The organism is Novosphingobium humi (genome assembly GCF_028607105.1).
GTDB lineage: Bacteria > Pseudomonadota > Alphaproteobacteria > Sphingomonadales > Sphingomonadaceae > Novosphingobium > Novosphingobium humi.
Genome location: NZ_CP117417.1, coordinates 1,282,124 through 1,298,365, shown reverse-complemented (window position 1 = coordinate 1,298,365; position 16,242 = coordinate 1,282,124). Strand labels below are relative to the sequence as shown.

Genomic DNA, 16,242 nt, shown 5'->3' with positions numbered 1-16,242 from the left:
AAGGCTTATCAGCCTTCGATCACTTCTTCGGCAACCGGCTCGGCCATCGCGCCGATGTCCGCGCCCGAAGCGACCACAGCAGCGCGGTTGCCCTTGGTGGCAGCAGCGGCAACAGCATCGCAATACAGGCGGATGGCGCGCGAGGCGTCATCGTTGGCGGGGATCGGGAAAGCGATGCCTTCGGGCGAAACGTTCGAGTCGAGGATGGCAACGACCGGGATACCCAGCACGTTGGCTTCCTTGATCGCCAGCTCTTCCTTGTTGGCGTCGATCACGAACATCACGTCGGGGATGCCGCCCATGTCGCGGATACCGCCCAGCGACAGCTCAAGCTTGTCGCGCTCGCGGGTCAGCTGAAGCACTTCCTTCTTGGTCAGACCCGAAGTGGCGCTCGACAGGCGCTCTTCCAGCGTCTTGAGACGCTTGATCGACTGGCTGATCGTCTTCCAGTTGGTGAGCATGCCGCCCAGCCAGCGGTGGTTGACGAAGTGCTGACCAGCTGCGCGAGCGGCTTCAGCGATGGGCTCCTGGGCCTGGCGCTTGGTGCCGACGAACAGAACCTTGCCACCGGCCTGAACGGTCGCCGAAATGAACTCCAGAGCGCGGCTGAAGAGCGGCACGGTCTGCGACAGGTCGAGGATGTGGATGCCGTTGCGCGCGCCGAAGATATAGGGCTTCATGCGCGGGTTCCAACGGTGGGTCTGGTGGCCGAAGTGGGCACCGGCTTCGATGAGCTGCTGAATCGTAACGACGGGAGCCGCCATAAATATGTCCTTCCGGTTGTTCCTCTGAGACGCTGGAACCGTGCGGCCAAGGCCATGATGGCCCGAATTCCCGCTGCGGCACCGGTGAAGATGCGTCCCATGTGGGTTGGCCCGACCTTTGTAGAACCCGCAAAGCGCGAATCCCTCCATGGATCGGGTGCCGCGCCCTTAGCCCCAGTTCGAGAAATAATCCAGCGCCATTTTGGAGGGGACCGCGCGCAATCTTCGCAAAGAATCCTCGGCTCATCGCAAAAAGCGCTTGACCGAATGGAACAGGTGTGGAACAAATTGCCAACAGAACGGAACTAGGGAACATCCATAGGGGACCCGTTCCAACTCTTACTGGTTATCCACATGTTGTACGCAAGGCGTCTCGTCCCTTCAACCGACGATCATGCCCGATGGACAAAGGACTATACCGCGATGCTGACTCTTGCGATCAATGGTATGACCGGCCTTATCGCCGCCCTCGTTATCACCTCCCTGTTCCAGAGCGCACGATCCTTTCGGCCGGCATGGCGGCAACTCAGCGCCGAGGTAAAGCGGCTCGAAGCGGGCAGCGTGCTGCGCGTCACCCTGAGAGAGGCCAACGCGGCCGATTGGGATAGACTGGCGGCCCCTGCGCAAACTGCGGCAGCCCCGATCCCGGCGACGCAGGGCGAGCGCCCCGCCATCGCACCGATCGCGCTTATTCCCCAGCCTCGCCGCGCACTTCATGCGCCCTTGCGCCACGCGGCCGCCTGACTCGCATATACATCAGCAAACCGACCGGGATCAGGATCAGATAGACGACACAGATCCCCACCAGCGTAAGCCAAGGCTCACTGAGCAAGGCGGCAAAAACGATACCAAAAAGGGCGATCAGTTCAAGACGGATCGAGCGGCGTGGGCGCAGCGACTTCCAGCTGAGCGTCGGGATGGCCGAAATGAGCAGGAAAGCATTGAAGGCCAGCCAGACCCCAACGATACGCGGATCACGAAAAATAGGATCACCCGAAGCCTCGCCGCCGCTGGCAATCCACAGATAGATCGGCAGAAAGGCCAGCCCTGCCCCCACCGGCGCGGGAACACCGGTCAAAAAACCGGCCTGTTTGCGCGGCTCGTCAGGCAAATCGATGCGGGCGTTGAAACGGGCAAGGCGCAAGGCCATGCAGATCGCGAAAGCCAGCGCGGCAAACCAGCCAAGACGCGGCACATCCTTAAGCGACCACAGAAATACGATCAGCGCGGGCGCCACGCCAAAGGAAATGGCATCAGCCAGACTGTCAAGTTCCGCGCCAAAGCGCGACTGGGCCTTGAGCAGGCGAGCGATGCGGCCGTCGATACCGTCAAGCACGCCGGCCAGAATCACCGCCAGCACCGACTTTTCCCAATCGCCCTGAATGGCAAAGCGTATGCCGGTCAAACCGCAGCACAGCGCCGCCGAGGTAATCGCATTGGGCGCCAGCGCCCGCAGCGTCAGCCCGCCGGGCATCCGCCTTTCGCGATGCGCTTCATCGCCTGCCGGCCCATCGCTCACTGGCTCACGCCCTCGATCAGGCCGACATCGCCGATTTCGGCCAGAATGGTTTCCCCGGCCACCGTGCGTTGCCCCAGCAAAACCTTGGGCTCTGTGCCCTCTGGCAGATAGACGTCAACGCGGCTGCCGAAACGAATCAGGCCCACGCGCTGGCCCGCGCCGATAATGTCGCCGGGCTTGACGAAAGGCACGATGCGACGAGCAACAAGGCCCGCGATCTGGGTAAAGCCGATCATCGTGCCATTGCCGCGATCGATCAGGATATGCTGACGCTCATTCTCTTCGCTGGCCTTGTCGAGGTCGGCGTTCAGGAACTTGCCCGGAATGTAGATGACGCGCGAAACGGTGCCATTGATGGGCGCGCGGTTGATATGAACGTCAAACACGCTCATGAAAATCGACACGCGGGTAACCAGGGCATCGGGCAGTCCTGGCGTTCCGGTGCCATCCTCCATCACCAGTTCACGCGGCGGGGCCACCTTCTGGATCAGCGTGATGAGGCCATCGGCGGGCGCCACGACATAGCGGTCGCCGCGCGGCGTCACGCGCAGGGGATCGCGGAAAAACGCGCAAATCCCATAGGTTAAAATACCGAGCGGCCATGCCAGCAAGCTCCACCCCATCAGCGCCGCCATCAGGCAGGCAAGGGCGGAAACCGCAGCGAATTTGCGCGCTTCGGGGTGTACGGCGGGCCAGTGCCATCCGGCAGTGCCACGCCCCTGGTTATCAAGAATTTCTCCGGGCATGGCGCAGTCTCTAGGCGCAGGAAGCCGGCGCTGCAAGCATCGCGTCGCGCCTACCCCCAGTTGTCTGCCTCCGCCGCATCATTCGCCCACCGGTTCCTCGACCAGTTCGACGATTTCGAACACATAGCTTTTCCAACCCCGCATCCGCGCCCCGTCGCCCGCCGCCGCCTTTAACCGCGTGGCATCGCCCAGCGAGCGCGTATGCCCCCAGAACACCTCGGTCTTGCCATTGGCCAATTCGGCCACGATGCGCCAGTAATGGGTAAAGCGGTCGCTGGTCGGACCGATCCGCTTGACATAGCCATCGGGCATGGTCGCGGTCAGATATCGCTTTTTCTTCGCCATCCCTGCGTGCCTAGAGCGTTTTCGGACCAGATGGAACATCTGGTGCCTTGCGAAAACGCGCCAAAGCAGGAGTCGAGATCAATCAATCCTCATCATCGCCGATCCACAGATGGTGGCTGTCGATGCGCAGGCGGGTGATGGCGGCATGGGCATCGGCGCGCGCGATGCTCTCGGCCCGCGCGGCATCCTGCGTCTGGCGCTCGGTCAAAAGCAGTTCGGACAGGTCGAGCGCGCCCGCCTGAAACCCGCGGCGGACCTTGGCCAGCGCAGCCTCCTGCGCGCGGCGGCTCGCATCGGCGCGTTCCCATGCGTGGAGCGCGGCCTGCGCCCCGGCCAGATCGGAGTCGGCGGTTTCCTGAAGCGACCGGCGAACGGCCTGAAGATCCGCCCCGGCGGCGGCGGCATTGGCCCCGGCCTGATCGGCCAAGGCGCTGCGTCGCCCGTTGCCAAAGGGCATGATGAAGATCAGCCCTGCCCCGCGCTCGATCCCGCCCTTGTCGGAAAAGACGCGCACGCCCACCTGCGGATCGGCAATCCGGTCGGCACGGGCGCGTTCGGCGCTGGCTTCCGCCATGTTCGCGGTGGCCTCGGCGGCGGCGATCTCGTGGCTGCGGGCAAAGACCAGATCGCGCAGATGCGTCAGCCCCCCTTCGGGCTCATGCGGGGTGGGAATGGCCTCGGCATGATCGGGCAGGGTCATGGCCGGAAATTGCGCCTGCAACCGGCTGCGCGCAACCTTCTCGCGCCCGCTCGACTTCTCGGCCGCCAGACGCGCGGCCTCCAGCGCCGCCATCGTCTGATCGGCCTCCAGCGCCGAGGCGTCACGCAATTCGACCCGCCGCTTCACCGCCGAGAGCAGCGTCTGGTAATTGGCCACGCTCTGCCGATCCACCTCGGCCTCGCCCGCCGCCGATAGCCACGCCCACCAGTAATCGGCCAGCATCAGCGCGGTCTGGTGGCGGGTATCCTCGGCGCGGTTCTTTTGCGCGGTCAGCCCATATTGGCCGATCTGGCGGTCCAGCCGAACCTTGCCCGGCCAGCGCACGCCCTTGGTAAGCTGCGCCTCGAACTCGTCATAGATGCTTTCCTGACGGATGGAGCGCCGGTTATACGAAGTTTGCAGATTGTAATCATAGGGGCCACGCTCAAGCACGCGCAACTCGGCCTCGGCGGCGCGGGTGCGGGCATTGGCGGCCTCAACACCGGGGTGGCTGGCCAGGGCCTGCGCCACGGCGGCGGGATCGGGCAGGCCCGGTTCCGGTGCCGCCGCCAACACGGGAAGCGGCATCAGGCAAAGAGCGAGAGAGAGAAACTTACGCATCGGCTTTCTCCGCGCGGGATTCGCCAAACCGTTCATACAGGATCGGCAGCAGCACCAGCGTGAGCAGAGTGGAGGTGATCAGCCCGCCGATCACCACGATGGCCAGCGGCTTTTGGATTTCCGAGCCCGGCCCGGTGGCAAACAGCAAGGGCACAAGGCCAAAGGCGGCAATTGTGGCCGTCATCATCACCGGACGCAGGCGGCGCTTGGCCCCCACCCGAACGGCTTGGGCCAGATCCATGCCGCCATCGCGCAATTGCCGGAAATAGCTGACCATCACCAACCCGTTGAGCACGGCAATGCCCAACAACGCGATGAAGCCGACCGAGGCTGGCACCGAAAGATACTCGCCCGAGGCCGCCAGAGAGACCATGCCCCCCACCAGAGCAAAGGGAATGTTGACCAGAATGAGCAGCGAGGCGCGCGCCGAGGAAAGCGTGGCGTAAAGCACGACAAAGATCATCAGCAAGGCAATCGGCAGCACCACCGCCAGACGGGCCGAGGCGCGCTGCTGGTTTTCAAACTGGCCGCCCCAGACGATGCGATAGCCCTGCGGCAATTTCACATTGGCGCCGATATCGGCCTTGGCCTGCTGGACATAGCCCACCAGATCGCGCCCGCCGACAAAGGCCTGCACCATGGCAAAGCGCGAGCCGTTTTCATGCTCGACCTTGACCGGGCCTTCAGTGCGCTCGACCTTGGCCACATCGCTGGCGCGCACCAGTTGGCCGGTGGGGCTGCGATAGAGGCGGTCGGCAAAGCTGGCGGGATTGGCGGCCTCGCCCTCGCCCCGGATCAGGATCGGCACGCGGCGCAGCCCTTCGGCCACCACGCCCGAACGCACACCTTCCAACTCCGAGCGCATCGCATCCTGCAGCGTGTCGATGGGCATGCCCACGCGCCCCGCCGCGGTGCGGTCGATGTCGATCTGGAGATAGTCCACCTTGTCATTGGCCACGGTCAGCGCCTCGCTGGTGCCGGGAATGGCGCGCAGGCGGCGTTGGACCTCGGCGGCAAGGCGGCCCAGTTCGGCGCTGTCGGGACCAAAGATCTTGATCGCCAGATCGCCGCGTGCGCCCGTCAGCATTTCGGAAATGCGCATCTCGATGGGCTGGGTAAAGCTGGTCTGGACGCCGGGCAGATTGGCCACCGCCTTGCGGATTTCATTGACCACCCATTCCTTGTCGCCCACGCGCCATTCGCTGCGGGGTTTCAGAATGATGAAACTGTCCGTTTCGTTCAGCCCCATCGGATCAAGGCCCAATTCGTCCGACCCCGTGCGCGAGAGGACATTGGTCACCTCGGGCACCTTGCTCATGATCGCCTTTTGCGCGGCATGGTCGATTTCCATACTGTGCCGCAGCGAAATCGAGGGCAACTTGGTAAGCTGCACAATGGCCGAACCTTCATCCATCGTGGGCAGAAAGGTCTTGCCCGTCATCTGATAGGCCACCACCGCCAGCACCAGCGAAAGCCCCGCCGTGATGAACACCGGCAACCGATGCGCAAAAGCCCAGTCGAGCAGCCGCCCATAACGCGGCGACAACTGCCGCATCAGCCAAGGCTCATGATGGGCATCCCCCGGCTTCAACCCAAAGAAGGACAGCACCGGGACCAGCGTCAGCGCCAGCACCAGCGCGGAAAGCAACGCCAGCACGATGGTCAGCGCAACCGGCGCAAACAGCTTGCCCTCCAGCCCTTCAAGCGTGAGCAGCGGCAGGAACACCAGCGCGATGATGGCAAGGCCGCTGGCCACGGGCGTGGCCACTTCGGCGGCGGCGATGAACACATTGTGCAGCCGCCCGCCCCCGGCATGGCGCGGATCGCTCATCCGTTCGACCACATTCTCGACCACCACGACCGCGCCGTCGACCAGCATGCCCACCGCAATCGCCAGGCCGCCAAGGCTCATCAGATTGGCCGTCAGCCCCACCGCGCGCATGGCGATAAAGGTCAGCAGCACCGCCATGGGCAGCGCCAGCGCCACAATCACCGAGGCGCGCACATCGCCAAGGAACAGCAGCAGCAGCACGACCACCAGCAAGGTCGCCTCGATCAGCGCCTCCTCGACCGTGCCCACCGCGCGTTCAATCAGGTCGGATCGGTCATAGAAGGTTGCGATCTTCATGCCCTTGGGCAGGCTGGGCTTCAGTTCCTCGAGCCGCACCTTCACGCCATCGACGATCTTGGCCGCATCCACGCCGCGCAGGCCGATGACAATGCCCTCGACCGCCTCGCCGCGCCCGCCCTGGCTGACCACGCCATAGCGGGTCAGCGCGCCGATCCGCACCTTGGCCACATCGCCCACGCGCACCACACGCCCTGTCGAGGACTTGACCACCACCGCCGAAAGATCCGCCACATTGCGGATCGCACCCGACGAGCGCACAATCAGCGCTTCCTCGCCCGCCACAAGGCGCCCGGCGCCATCATTGCGGTTCGAGGTAGCGATCGCGGCCGACAGGTCGGTCACCGTCAGGCCCGCCGCCGCCAGCGCCTGATTGTCGGGCACCACCTCATAGCTTTCGGCCAGACCGCCCAGCGCGTTCACATCGGCCACCCCCGGCACCGTGCGCAGCGCAGGCCGGATCACCCAGTCGAGCACCCGGCGCTTTTCGGCCAGATCCTGCGGGCCCTCGATCGTGAACATGAACATATCGGTCAAAGGCGTGGCAATCGGGGCCAGACCGCCGCTGACCGTCGAGGGCAGATTGCCCATCACCCCGGTCAGGCGTTCATTCACCTGATTGCGCGCCCAGTAAATATCAGTGCTGTCATCAAAATTGATGGTAACGTCGGCAATCGCATATTTGGCCACAGAGCGCAGCACGGTCTGATGCGGAATGCCCAGCATTTCCATTTCGATGGGGGCCACCACGCGGCTTTCCACCTCTTCAGGCGTCATGCCGGGGGCTTTCAGGATCACCTTGACCTGGGTTGAAGAAATGTCGGGAAAGGCGTCAATCGGCAGGTTGAGAAAGGACCAGATGCCCCACCCCGCCAGCGCCAGCGCCAGCGCCAGCACCGCCATCCGCGCGCCCAGCGCCCGTTCGACCAGTTTGCGCAGCATGGATCAGGCCCCTGCGAAAATGGCTTTGAGTTCGGCCACGCCCTTGGTGACCACCTGCGCATGGGCATCCAACCCACCGCCGATCACCATGCGCCCGCCGCTCTCGCCCGCGACCTTGACCACCTGACGGCGGAAATTCTTGCCGTCGCGCACAAAGACCACATCCTTGCCATCGACATTGGCCACCGCCGTAAGGGGCACGCTGACGCCTCTGGTCGTGTCCCCTGCCGCCTCGATGATCGCCGTCACGCCCTTGCCGGGGATCAGGCCCGCGTCGCCGGCCACACTGGCGCGCGCCACCAGCGACCGCGTGACCGGATCGAGCGAGGCGCCCACGGAGAGCAATTTGCCCGTCACGCGCCGCCCGTCCTGCTCCACGGCCACCGGCATGCCGGGGCGCAATTGCCCCGCCAGCCTTTGCGGCAATTGCAAATCGAGCCGCAGCGCCGAAACATTTTCCACCACAAAGGGCGCGCCATCGGTGCTGACCGCGCCGCCGGTTTCGACGCTGACGCTGGCCACGCGGCCCGCGATGGGCGAACGCAAGGTCACCGTGCCATCGCGCGAGGCCCCGCCCAACGCCAGCAAACGCCGGTTTTCCGCCAGAGTCGCCTGAACCGCGCGCAGATTGGCCACCGCTTCCTCGGCGCGCGAGGGGGCGATCACGCCTTCCTTGGCCAGTTGGCTCAGACGCGCGGCATTGGCCTGCGCCACGGGCAATTCGGCCTGCGACCGCGCCATCGCGCCGCTGAACTGCACCGATTCGGCCGCCTTGACCACGCCCAGCACCGCGCCGCGCGCCACCTGCTGGCCCGGAATCACCAGCACCTTGACCGCCGTGCCGCCAAAGGGAGACGTCACCGCCACCCGCGCCTCGGGCGGCAGCGACACCGTGCCCGGCACGCTGGCCAGCGGGATCGGCGCATCGCCCTGTACAGGTTCGACCGTAATGCCCAATTCCTTGACCTGCGCCTCGCTGAGCGCGACCAGATCGCCCTTGGGGCTGGGCGCTTCGGGCGCGGCCTCTTCGGCGCCGCGCGAACAGGCGGAAAGCAGGGCGAGTGCGGCACCAGCGGCCAGCAGGGAGTTTTTGCGCATCATGGCCACCGCCATGGCGCACAAAGCTGACAGGAACTTGTCAGTTTCGTGTGGCAGGTCCAATAGTCATGACGGACAAGGAAACAGGGACTCAAGGCTTGCGGCTGTTGTTGATCGAGGATGACGGCGAATTGGCAAGCCGGCTGAGCAATCGCCTGCGCGATGCCGGCTTTGCCGTGGATGTCGCCGGATCGCAGGCCGATGGCGAAGGCTGGCCCGATCTGGACAAGATCGCCGCGATTATTCTCGACCTCGGCCTGCCCGATGGCAATGGGCTGGATCTGCTGCGCTATTGGCGGGCGCGGCGGGTCGATTGCCCGGTGCTGATCCTGACCGCGCGCGGCAGTTGGCAGGACAAGGTGGAAGGCCTGAATGCCGGGGCCGATGATTTCGTGGTGAAACCTGTGCGTTTCGAGGAATTGCTGGCGCGTCTCCACGCGCTGCTGCGCCGCCATGTGGGGGGGCGCACGCAATGGATCGAGGCGGGTGGGGTGCGGCTCGATCCGGTGGGGCGCAATGCGCAGGTCGATGGGGCGGCGCTCTCGCTGTCCAAACAGGAATTTCGCCTGCTGCAGCTCTTTGTCCGCCGCCCCGGACAGGTGCTCTCGCAAGGCGACATTCTCGAACATCTCTATGATCTTGACGACCAGCGCGACCTGAACGCCATCGAGGTGCTGATCAGCCGTTTGCGCCGCAAGGTGGGTGCCGCCCGGATCAAGACCCTGCGCGGCCTCGGCTACAGGTTTGAGGCATGAAGCGGGTGTTGATCCCTGCCCGCTTTGCCGCGCACAGCCTGCGGCTGCGGTTTCTGCTCGCGATCCTTTTGTGGGTGGCGCTGGGCATCGGGGGCATCTGGTATTCGGCCACGCGCGTGTTCACGCGCCATATCGAGGCGCAATATCATGACGAGCTCTATGGCCATGTGCGTGAATTGGCCGGGCTGGTGAATATCTCCAAGGACAGCCACCTTTCGCTCTCGCGCCCGCTGTCCGATCCGCGCTATCTTGAGCCCAAGTCAGGCTATTATTGGCAGGTTTCTGTGCATAAGGGCGACCGGATCCATTCGGCGTCAATGGTCCACGGCGAAATCGACGAAGACATCGCCCATTCGCCCCAGATTTTCCATTCGATCGACAATGGCCCGACCGGCAAGACCATCGCCTATGGCTTTACCCGCTTCACCCCCGATGGCCGCATCGTCCATTACGTCATCGCGGTCGACAAACGCTATCTGGATCAGACCATCGCCAGTTTCACCCGCGAGCTGACCATGTGGCTGACGGCGCTGGCGGCTGCATTGCTGATCACCGGCTATGCGGTGGTCCTGTTCGGCCTGCGCCCCCTCAACCGTCTGGCCACGGCCATCGGCCAATTGCGCGAGGGCACCAGCGCGCGGCTTGAGGGCGCCTACCCTTCGGAAATCGCGCCTCTGGTCGAGGATCTCAACGCCTATATCGCGGGCAATGAGGCGGTGATCGAGCGCGCGCGGGTCGAGGCGGGCAATCTGGCCCATGGGCTGCGCACGCCGCTGGCCGTGATCACCGACGAGGCCGAAAGGCTGGCCCGCCAGCCTGAAAGCGCAAGGGCCGCGCGCGCGCTGCTCGATCAGGCGCATGTGATGGTGCAGCAGATCGACTTTCGCCTGGCGCGCACCCGTTCGGCGGCGGGCGCCCGCGCCTCGCTGCGGGTCAGCCATTTGCCCGAGGCGGTGCTGCCCATCCTTTCGGCCATGCGCAAATTGCATCCCGATTGTGCCTTTGACCTGTCGGCCCCCGCCCCCGTGCGTATGGCCATCGACCCGGTTGATCTGTCCGAACTGGTGTCGAACCTGCTGGACAATGCCGGAAAATGGGCGCGCCGCCGCGTGGTTCTGACCGTTGCCGAGGGGCCGCGTATCCGCGTGGAAGACGACGGCCCCGGCATGAGCGGGGAGCAGATCGCCCGCGCCTGCGAAATCGGCAGCCGGTTCGACCCCGATATGCCGGGCAGCGGCCTTGGCCTTGCCATCGCCCGCGACATTGCCGAAGCCTATGGCCTGACGCTCCGGCTTTCCTCGCCTCCGGGCGGCGGACTGGTGGCGGAACTGGCATGAGGATTGTCTGGCAAATCGCTCTGATCATGGCCTTTTATGGATCAGGCGCATTTATTGCCCGCATCACCCATGCCCCCCTGCCCGCCAGTGTGATCGGGCTGGGGCTGATCCTGCTCGCGCTGCACCGGCGCTGGATCAAACCGGCGCATCTGCGCGACGGGGCGCAGGCTTTGCTGGGGCGGATGCTGCTGTTCTTCGTGCCTGCCGTGCCGGTTTTGATCGAGCATCGCGAATTTGTCAGCATGTTAGGGGTCCGTCTGATGCTGGCCGTGGCCATCGGCACCGTTCTGGTGATGGCCGTGACGGGCGCAGTGGTGCAGATGGTGGCGGGCGCCGATGATTGATGGGGCCGCAACCGCCCTGTGGTCCACACTCACGCTGGCCGGTTTTGCCGCTACCCGCGCGGTGCACCGGCGCTGGCCGCGCTGGTGGCTGATGCCGCTGATCACGGCGCCGTTGGCCATTGCGCTGATTCTCTGGTTTTTTCATGTCCCCTATGCTGCCTATCGCGCCGGATCGGGTTGGCTGCTGTGGATGCTGGGCCCGGCGGTCACCGCCTTTGCCGTGCCGATCTATGACCAGCGGGCGATGATCCGCCGCTATTGGCGCCCGCTTCTGGCCGGGATGATCGCGGGCAGTGCCGCCTCCTTTCTTTCCGGCTGGATGCTGGCGAGCGCGCTGGGCATTGATGGGCCGCTGCGCCTCTCGCTGCTGCCCCGCTCGGTCAGCACGCCTTTTGCCATGGCAATTTCGGCCGAGATCGGCGGCATGCCCGACATCACCGCGGTTTTCGTCATTGCCACCGGCATCCTCGGCGCGCTGCTGGGCGAGGCGGCGGTGACGCGGGGCATCCCTTCAGGCCGGACGGCGCAAGGGGCGATGATCGGCGTATCGGCCCATGCCATCGGCACCGCGCAGGTGCAGCCGCGCCACCCGCGCGTGGGGGCTGTGGCGGGGCTGGCGATGGTGCTGACCGGGCTGCTCAATCTGGCGCTTGCCCCCTTGGCCCTTTGGTTTCTGCGCGGTTAATTTTTGCCCGGCCGTTGCTGCCAAAACCGGGGTGAACCGATGGAGCGGATCGTAAAACTTTCCGCCCTATTAACTTTTTAAGCCTATCATTGCCCCCTCGATGGAGGCTGATTTTCGTGAATATGCAAGGTTATCGGGGTTTTGGAAAATCAGGTTCCGGCGGCCAGGGCGGCCGCGGGGACAATCAGCGCGTGGACCTGACCGCCGTTTGCGAAGTGCGACAGGGCATGGCCGAATGGCGCCGCGTCACGCTGGACGAACTTTCGCCCGGCGGCTTCCGCATCAACCGTTTTGGCGAGGCCGACCCCAGCCAGCCTCTGCGCATCCGCATTCCCGGCCTGCAAATGCTCTCTGCCCGGATCGTCTGGCAAAAGGATGGTGCGATCGGCTGCGCCTTTGCCGCCCCTCTGCACGAAGCCGTGTTTGCCCATGTCACGCGCAGCCTGACGCGCTGAATCACCGAATCCTGCGGCCAAAGCGGCGTGCAGAAACCCGCCCCCGCGCAGTAGGACGCAAGGGAACCGGATGCGAAATCAGGCTGGAGCGCCGCGCCAGATGGCAGGCGATAATCAGGTCAGGGTCCCAATCTTCCGTTTCGTCCTTGACCTTTTGCGATGCCGCCGCCTGTTGGCGCGCGCAATCGCGCAAATACAGCACCAGCGCGACAAAACCCACAAATATCACGGCCCCGACCAGCCCCAGCACCAGCAGCATCCCACCAGTCGAGGCCCATGCCATATCCGCGATCTGTTTGAGATCGAACATCATCGAAGCGATGCCCCAGATCGCGGCAAAGCCGAGCGCAAACAGATTGCGCAGCATCGAACCCAAAGCTTCCAACAGGCTGAACATCACTAGCACCTCGCCGGCAATGCCTAACAAGGTCTGGTTAATGACGTGCTAACCCTAAACAGCAAACCTCGTAAAAATACGGTACGCAACGAAAAAGGGCGGCAAGCCTGCGCTTCCCGCCCCCTTCCTGATACCGATACGATGATCAGATATGCAGCGCCCGGCCATAGGCCGCCAGCGTCGCCTCATGCATCATTTCCGACAGGGTCGGATGCGGGAAGACGGTGTTCATCAATTCCGCTTCGGTGGTTTCCAGCGTCTTGCCGACCACATAGCCCTGAATAAGCTCGGTCACTTCCGCGCCGATCATATGCGCGCCCAGCAGTTCGCCGGTCTTGGCGTCAAACACCGTCTTGATGAAACCTTCCGGCTCACCCAGCGCGATGGCCTTGCCATTGCCGATGAAGGGGAAATTGCCGACCTTGAGCGTGTAACCGGCTTCCTTGGCTTTGGCCTCGGTCAGGCCGACGCTGGCCACCTGCGGGTGGCAATAGGTGCAGCCCGGAATGTTGCGGCGGTCCAGACCGTGCGGATGCACGTCCTTGTTGCCCAGTTCCTGCGCGATGGCTTCGGCCGCCGTCACGCCCTCGTGGCTCGCCTTGTGGGCCAGCCAGGGGCCGGGCGTCACGTCGCCGATCGCCCACACGCCCTTGACATTGGTGCGGCCCAGCGGATCGGTATTGATGATGCCGCGATCGGTGGGGATGCCCAAGGTTTCCAGACCGATGTTTTCCGTGTTGGCCACAACGCCCACGGCCACGATCACATGGCTGAACTCTTCCTCGGTCACCTTGCCGTCGGGGGCCTTGATCTTGGCCTTCACGCCCTTGGCATCGGCCACAAGACCTTCCAGACCCGTCTTGGTGCGGATCTTGAAGCCCTGCTTGGTCAGCGACTTTTCAAGGAAGGCCGAAACATCGGCATCCTCGGCCGGCACGATGCGGTCGGCCATTTCGACAACCGTGACGTCCGCGCCCAGATCATTGTAGAAGCTGGCAAATTCGATGCCGATGGCGCCCGAACCGATGACCAGCAGCTTGCTCGGCATTTCCTTGGGCGTCATCGCATGGCGATAGGTCCAGATGCGGTTGCCATCCGCCGGGGCAAAGGGCAGGTCGCGGGCACGTGCGCCGGTTGCGATGATGATATGCTTGGCGGTCAGGGTCTCAGTGCCCTTTTCGCCCTTCACTTCCAGCTTGCCGGGAGCGAGCAGCTTGCCGGTCCCCATGTGAACGGCCACCTTGTTCTTCTTCATCAGATGCGTGACGCCCTGATTGAGCTGCTTGGCAACGCCGCGCGAACGGGCGACCACCGCGGCCAGATCGGCCGTAACGCCCGTGGCCGACAGGCCATAGGCTTTGGCATGCTGCATCTGGTGGAACACTTCGGCGCTGCGCAACAGGGCCTTGGTGGGGATACAGCCCCAGTTGAGGCAGATGCCGCCCAGATTTTCGCGTTCGACAATCGCGGTCTTCAACCCCAACTGCGCCGCGCGGATCGCCGCGACATAGCCACCGGGGCCGGAACCCAGAACAATCACATCATACGCTTCAGCCACGTTGTTTACTCCTGAACCACCGGGCGGGGCCGCCCGGCGTCATCGACAGCCACAAAGGTGAAAACCGCTTCGGTCACCTTTTGCGCCTCGTGTTGAAAACGGTCGCGCCGCCATGCCTCGATGGCAATCGTCATCGAGGAGCGGCCCACCTTGCGGATTTCGCCATAGACCGAAACCTCATCGCCGACCTTGACCGGCTTGAGGAATTGCACGCCATCCATGGCGATGGTCACGGCCCGACCGCGCGAATGCCGCGCGGCCAGCAGCCCTGCCCCCATATCCATCTGACACAGCAGCCACCCGCCGAAGATGTCGCCATAGGCGTTGGCATCGGCAGGCATCGCGGTGACCCGGATGACCGGTTCAGTGGCGGGGCGCAGGGTCAAGGCCTCCATCTCAGGCCAGCAGGCCCAGCGGATTTTCGACCAGTTCGCGGAAGGCTGCCATCAGCTGCGCGCCGTCGGCGCCGTCAATGGCGCGGTGGTCAAAGCTGCCCGTGGCGCACATGGCCGTGGCCACGCCCAGACTGCCGTCTTCCAGCACCCAGGGGCGCTTTTCACCGGCACCGATGGCCATGATCATGCCCTGCGGCGGGTTGATGACGGCTTCGAACTGCTTGATGCCCATCATGCCCATGTTCGACAGGCTGGCCGTGCCGCCGATGAACTCGGTCGGGGCCAGCTTGCCCTCCTTGGCGCGCTTGGCCAGATCGGCCATGCCGGTGCTGATCGCGGCCAGCCCCTTGCCCGAGGCATCGGTGATGATCGGCGTGATCAGGCCGTTGGGGATCGAGACCGCCACCGACACGTCGGCGCGGGCATATTGGCGCAGCGTATCGCCGGCAAAGGCGACGTTGCACTGCGGCACCTGCGTCAGGGCAACGCCCAGCGCCTTGATCAGCATGTCATTGACCGACAGCTTGACCCCGCGCGCGGCCAGCGCCGCGTTCAGCTCACCGCGCAGCTTGAGCAGCGCATCGAGGCGGATGTCCACGGTCAGGTAGATATGCGGCACCTGCTGCTTGGATTCGGTCAGGCGGCGCGCAATCGTCTTGCGCATGGTCGAGAGCGGCAGATCCTCATGCGGGATGCCGAAGTCCGGCAGAGCCGCCGCGACCGGGGCCGGAGCCGCCACAGGCGCGGGTGCAGCAGCCGGAGCCGCCGCCGCAACAGGCGCCGCCGCGCCGGGCTGCGCGCCCTCAACGTCGGCCTTGACGATGCGGCCATTGGGGCCGCTGCCCTTGACGGCGGCCAGATCGACGCCCTTTTGCGCGGCAATCCGCTTGGCCAGCGGCGAGGCGATCACGCGGTCGCCGCTCTTGACCGGAGCAGCAGCCGGGGCCGCCGCCACCGGCGCGGGAGCCGCCGCAGCAGCAGCCGGAGCGGGCGCGGCAGCGGCAGCAGGCTTGGCCACCGGCGCGGAGGCATCTTCGCCTTCACCGGCCAATTGGGCGATCACGGTGCCGACCTTAACATTGTCGGTGCCTTCGGGGATTTCGATGGCGACAATCGTGCCTTCGTCCACCGCTTCGAATTCCATCGTAGCCTTATCGGTTTCAATCTCGGCCATGATATCGCCAGCGCTAACCGTATCACCAACTTTAACCAGCCAGCGGGCCAGTTTCCCCTGCTCCATCGTGGGAGACAGAGCGGGCATCTTGATCGAGATCGGCATGAGGGCTTCTCGTCCTTATGGCTAATTTTAGAATCGGTCTGCTTCTGCCGGGGATTGCGACAATCGGCAAGATGCTTAGGCCGAATAGGAATGTGCTTGATGGCTTAACCCACAAAACTTATGGCCTGCGCACGCCTTGCGGCAAGCCCAAATGCGGCGCCCCATGCTCTGCAC

The 16,242-nt window shown here is 64.5% G+C and carries 17 protein-coding genes; 6 read left to right on the top strand and 11 right to left on the bottom strand.

The genetic code is table 11. The features are described 5' to 3' along the window. Positions 1-8 precede the first annotated feature (8 nt). Positions 9-764, bottom strand: a complete 756-nt coding sequence (gene rpsB / locus PQ457_RS05860) for a 30S ribosomal protein S2 (protein WP_273618804.1) — start codon at positions 762-764, stop codon at positions 9-11. A 423-nt stretch (positions 765-1,187) separates the two neighbouring features. On the opposite strand from rpsB, the gene PQ457_RS05855 reads away from it, so the two are divergent. Next, on the top strand, positions 1,188-1,508 hold the full coding sequence (locus PQ457_RS05855) for a hypothetical protein (protein WP_273618803.1): 321 nt from the start codon (positions 1,188-1,190) through the stop codon (positions 1,506-1,508). Here the strand turns inward: PQ457_RS05855 and PQ457_RS05850 are convergent. The 6 genes from PQ457_RS05850 to PQ457_RS05825 all read right to left on the bottom strand — a co-directional run bounded on the left by PQ457_RS05850 (position 1,453) and on the right by PQ457_RS05825 (position 8,866). After that, the gene (locus tag PQ457_RS05850; RefSeq protein ID WP_273619260.1) at positions 1,453-2,238 is read right to left on the bottom strand and encodes a CDP-alcohol phosphatidyltransferase family protein; all 786 of its coding nucleotides are present in this window, start codon (positions 2,236-2,238) and stop codon (positions 1,453-1,455) included. The genes PQ457_RS05855 and PQ457_RS05850 overlap by 56 nt on opposite strands. 41 nt (positions 2,239-2,279) lie before the next feature. Beyond that, positions 2,280-3,029, bottom strand: a complete 750-nt coding sequence (locus PQ457_RS05845) for a phosphatidylserine decarboxylase (RefSeq protein WP_168602623.1) — start codon at positions 3,027-3,029, stop codon at positions 2,280-2,282. 78 nt (positions 3,030-3,107) lie between these two features. Then, positions 3,108-3,374: a hypothetical protein gene (locus PQ457_RS05840; protein ID WP_273618802.1), complete on the bottom strand. Its 267-nt coding sequence runs from the start codon at positions 3,372-3,374 to the stop codon at positions 3,108-3,110. A gap of 82 nt (positions 3,375-3,456) precedes the next feature. Beyond that, a complete protein-coding gene (locus PQ457_RS05835) occupies positions 3,457-4,650 on the bottom strand; it encodes a TolC family protein (protein WP_273619259.1) in 1,194 nt (397 codons plus the stop codon). 37 nt (positions 4,651-4,687) lie between these two features. Continuing rightward, positions 4,688-7,765 carry an efflux RND transporter permease subunit gene (locus PQ457_RS05830; RefSeq protein ID WP_273618801.1) on the bottom strand — a complete coding sequence of 1,026 codons (3,078 nt, stop codon included), beginning with the start codon at positions 7,763-7,765 and terminating at the stop codon, positions 4,688-4,690. 3 nt (positions 7,766-7,768) lie between these two features. Continuing rightward, a complete protein-coding gene (locus PQ457_RS05825; RefSeq protein ID WP_273618800.1) occupies positions 7,769-8,866 on the bottom strand; it encodes an efflux RND transporter periplasmic adaptor subunit in 1,098 nt (365 codons plus the stop codon). 95 nt (positions 8,867-8,961) lie between these two features. Between PQ457_RS05825 and PQ457_RS05820 the strand changes: the two genes are divergently transcribed. The 5 genes from PQ457_RS05820 to PQ457_RS05800 all read left to right on the top strand — a co-directional run bounded on the left by PQ457_RS05820 (position 8,962) and on the right by PQ457_RS05800 (position 12,439). After that, positions 8,962-9,618: a response regulator transcription factor gene (locus PQ457_RS05820; protein WP_273618799.1), complete on the top strand. Its 657-nt coding sequence runs from the start codon at positions 8,962-8,964 to the stop codon at positions 9,616-9,618. After that, complete coding sequence (locus tag PQ457_RS05815; protein WP_273618798.1) at positions 9,615-10,955, top strand: ATP-binding protein; 1,341 nt, start codon at positions 9,615-9,617, stop codon at positions 10,953-10,955. The genes PQ457_RS05820 and PQ457_RS05815 overlap by 4 nt, the downstream gene beginning before the upstream one ends. Before the next feature lie 26 nt (positions 10,956-10,981). Continuing rightward, the gene (locus PQ457_RS05810; protein WP_273618797.1) at positions 10,982-11,299 is read left to right on the top strand and encodes a CidA/LrgA family protein; all 318 of its coding nucleotides are present in this window, start codon (positions 10,982-10,984) and stop codon (positions 11,297-11,299) included. Next, on the top strand, positions 11,292-11,984 hold the full coding sequence (locus PQ457_RS05805; protein WP_273618796.1) for an LrgB family protein: 693 nt from the start codon (positions 11,292-11,294) through the stop codon (positions 11,982-11,984). Before PQ457_RS05810 ends, PQ457_RS05805 begins: the two co-directional genes overlap by 8 nt. 227 nt (positions 11,985-12,211) lie before the next feature. Continuing rightward, positions 12,212-12,439: a PilZ domain-containing protein gene (locus PQ457_RS05800; RefSeq protein WP_246869992.1), complete on the top strand. Its 228-nt coding sequence runs from the start codon at positions 12,212-12,214 to the stop codon at positions 12,437-12,439. 1 nt (position 12,440) lies between these two features. Here the strand turns inward: PQ457_RS05800 and PQ457_RS05795 are convergent, their stop codons facing one another. The 4 genes from PQ457_RS05795 to PQ457_RS05780 form a co-directional block, all read right to left on the bottom strand. Next, positions 12,441-12,866, bottom strand: coding sequence for a hypothetical protein (locus tag PQ457_RS05795; protein ID WP_273618795.1), 426 nt, complete (start codon positions 12,864-12,866; stop codon positions 12,441-12,443). A 115-nt stretch (positions 12,867-12,981) separates the two neighbouring features. Continuing rightward, positions 12,982-14,394 carry a dihydrolipoyl dehydrogenase gene (lpdA, locus tag PQ457_RS05790; protein WP_273618794.1) on the bottom strand — a complete coding sequence of 471 codons (1,413 nt, stop codon included), beginning with the start codon at positions 14,392-14,394 and terminating at the stop codon, positions 12,982-12,984. A gap of 5 nt (positions 14,395-14,399) precedes the next feature. Next, on the bottom strand, positions 14,400-14,735 hold the full coding sequence (locus tag PQ457_RS05785; protein WP_420540983.1) for an acyl-CoA thioesterase: 336 nt from the start codon (positions 14,733-14,735) through the stop codon (positions 14,400-14,402). A 55-nt stretch (positions 14,736-14,790) separates the two neighbouring features. After that, positions 14,791-16,068, bottom strand: coding sequence for a pyruvate dehydrogenase complex dihydrolipoamide acetyltransferase (locus PQ457_RS05780; RefSeq protein ID WP_273618792.1), 1,278 nt, complete (start codon positions 16,066-16,068; stop codon positions 14,791-14,793). Between the last annotated feature and the right edge of the window lie 174 nt (positions 16,069-16,242).

Excerpts from the sequence above, each read along its gene's own strand:
- PQ457_RS05830 (WP_273618801.1), bottom strand. The coding sequence starts at position 7,765 with ATGCTGCGCAAACTGGTCGAACGGGCGCTGGGCGCGCGGATGGCGGTG.
- PQ457_RS05780 (WP_273618792.1), bottom strand. The coding sequence starts at position 16,068 with ATGCCGATCTCGATCAAGATGCCCGCTCTGTCTCCCACGATGGAGCAG.
- PQ457_RS05850 (WP_273619260.1), bottom strand. The coding sequence starts at position 2,238 with ATGCCCGGCGGGCTGACGCTGCGGGCGCTGGCGCCCAATGCGATTACC.
- PQ457_RS05845 (WP_168602623.1), bottom strand. The coding sequence starts at position 3,029 with ATGCCCGGAGAAATTCTTGATAACCAGGGGCGTGGCACTGCCGGATGG.
- rpsB (WP_273618804.1), bottom strand. The coding sequence starts at position 764 with ATGGCGGCTCCCGTCGTTACGATTCAGCAGCTCATCGAAGCCGGTGCC.
- PQ457_RS05805 (WP_273618796.1), top strand. The coding sequence starts at position 11,292 with ATGATTGATGGGGCCGCAACCGCCCTGTGGTCCACACTCACGCTGGCC.
- PQ457_RS05800 (WP_246869992.1), top strand. The coding sequence starts at position 12,212 with ATGGCCGAATGGCGCCGCGTCACGCTGGACGAACTTTCGCCCGGCGGC.
- PQ457_RS05825 (WP_273618800.1), bottom strand. The coding sequence starts at position 8,866 with ATGATGCGCAAAAACTCCCTGCTGGCCGCTGGTGCCGCACTCGCCCTG.
- PQ457_RS05810 (WP_273618797.1), top strand. The coding sequence starts at position 10,982 with ATGGCCTTTTATGGATCAGGCGCATTTATTGCCCGCATCACCCATGCC.
- PQ457_RS05855 (WP_273618803.1), top strand. The coding sequence starts at position 1,188 with ATGCTGACTCTTGCGATCAATGGTATGACCGGCCTTATCGCCGCCCTC.
- PQ457_RS05815 (WP_273618798.1), top strand. The coding sequence starts at position 9,615 with ATGAAGCGGGTGTTGATCCCTGCCCGCTTTGCCGCGCACAGCCTGCGG.
- PQ457_RS05785 (WP_420540983.1), bottom strand. The coding sequence starts at position 14,735 with ATGCCTGCCGATGCCAACGCCTATGGCGACATCTTCGGCGGGTGGCTG.
- PQ457_RS05840 (WP_273618802.1), bottom strand. The coding sequence starts at position 3,374 with ATGGCGAAGAAAAAGCGATATCTGACCGCGACCATGCCCGATGGCTAT.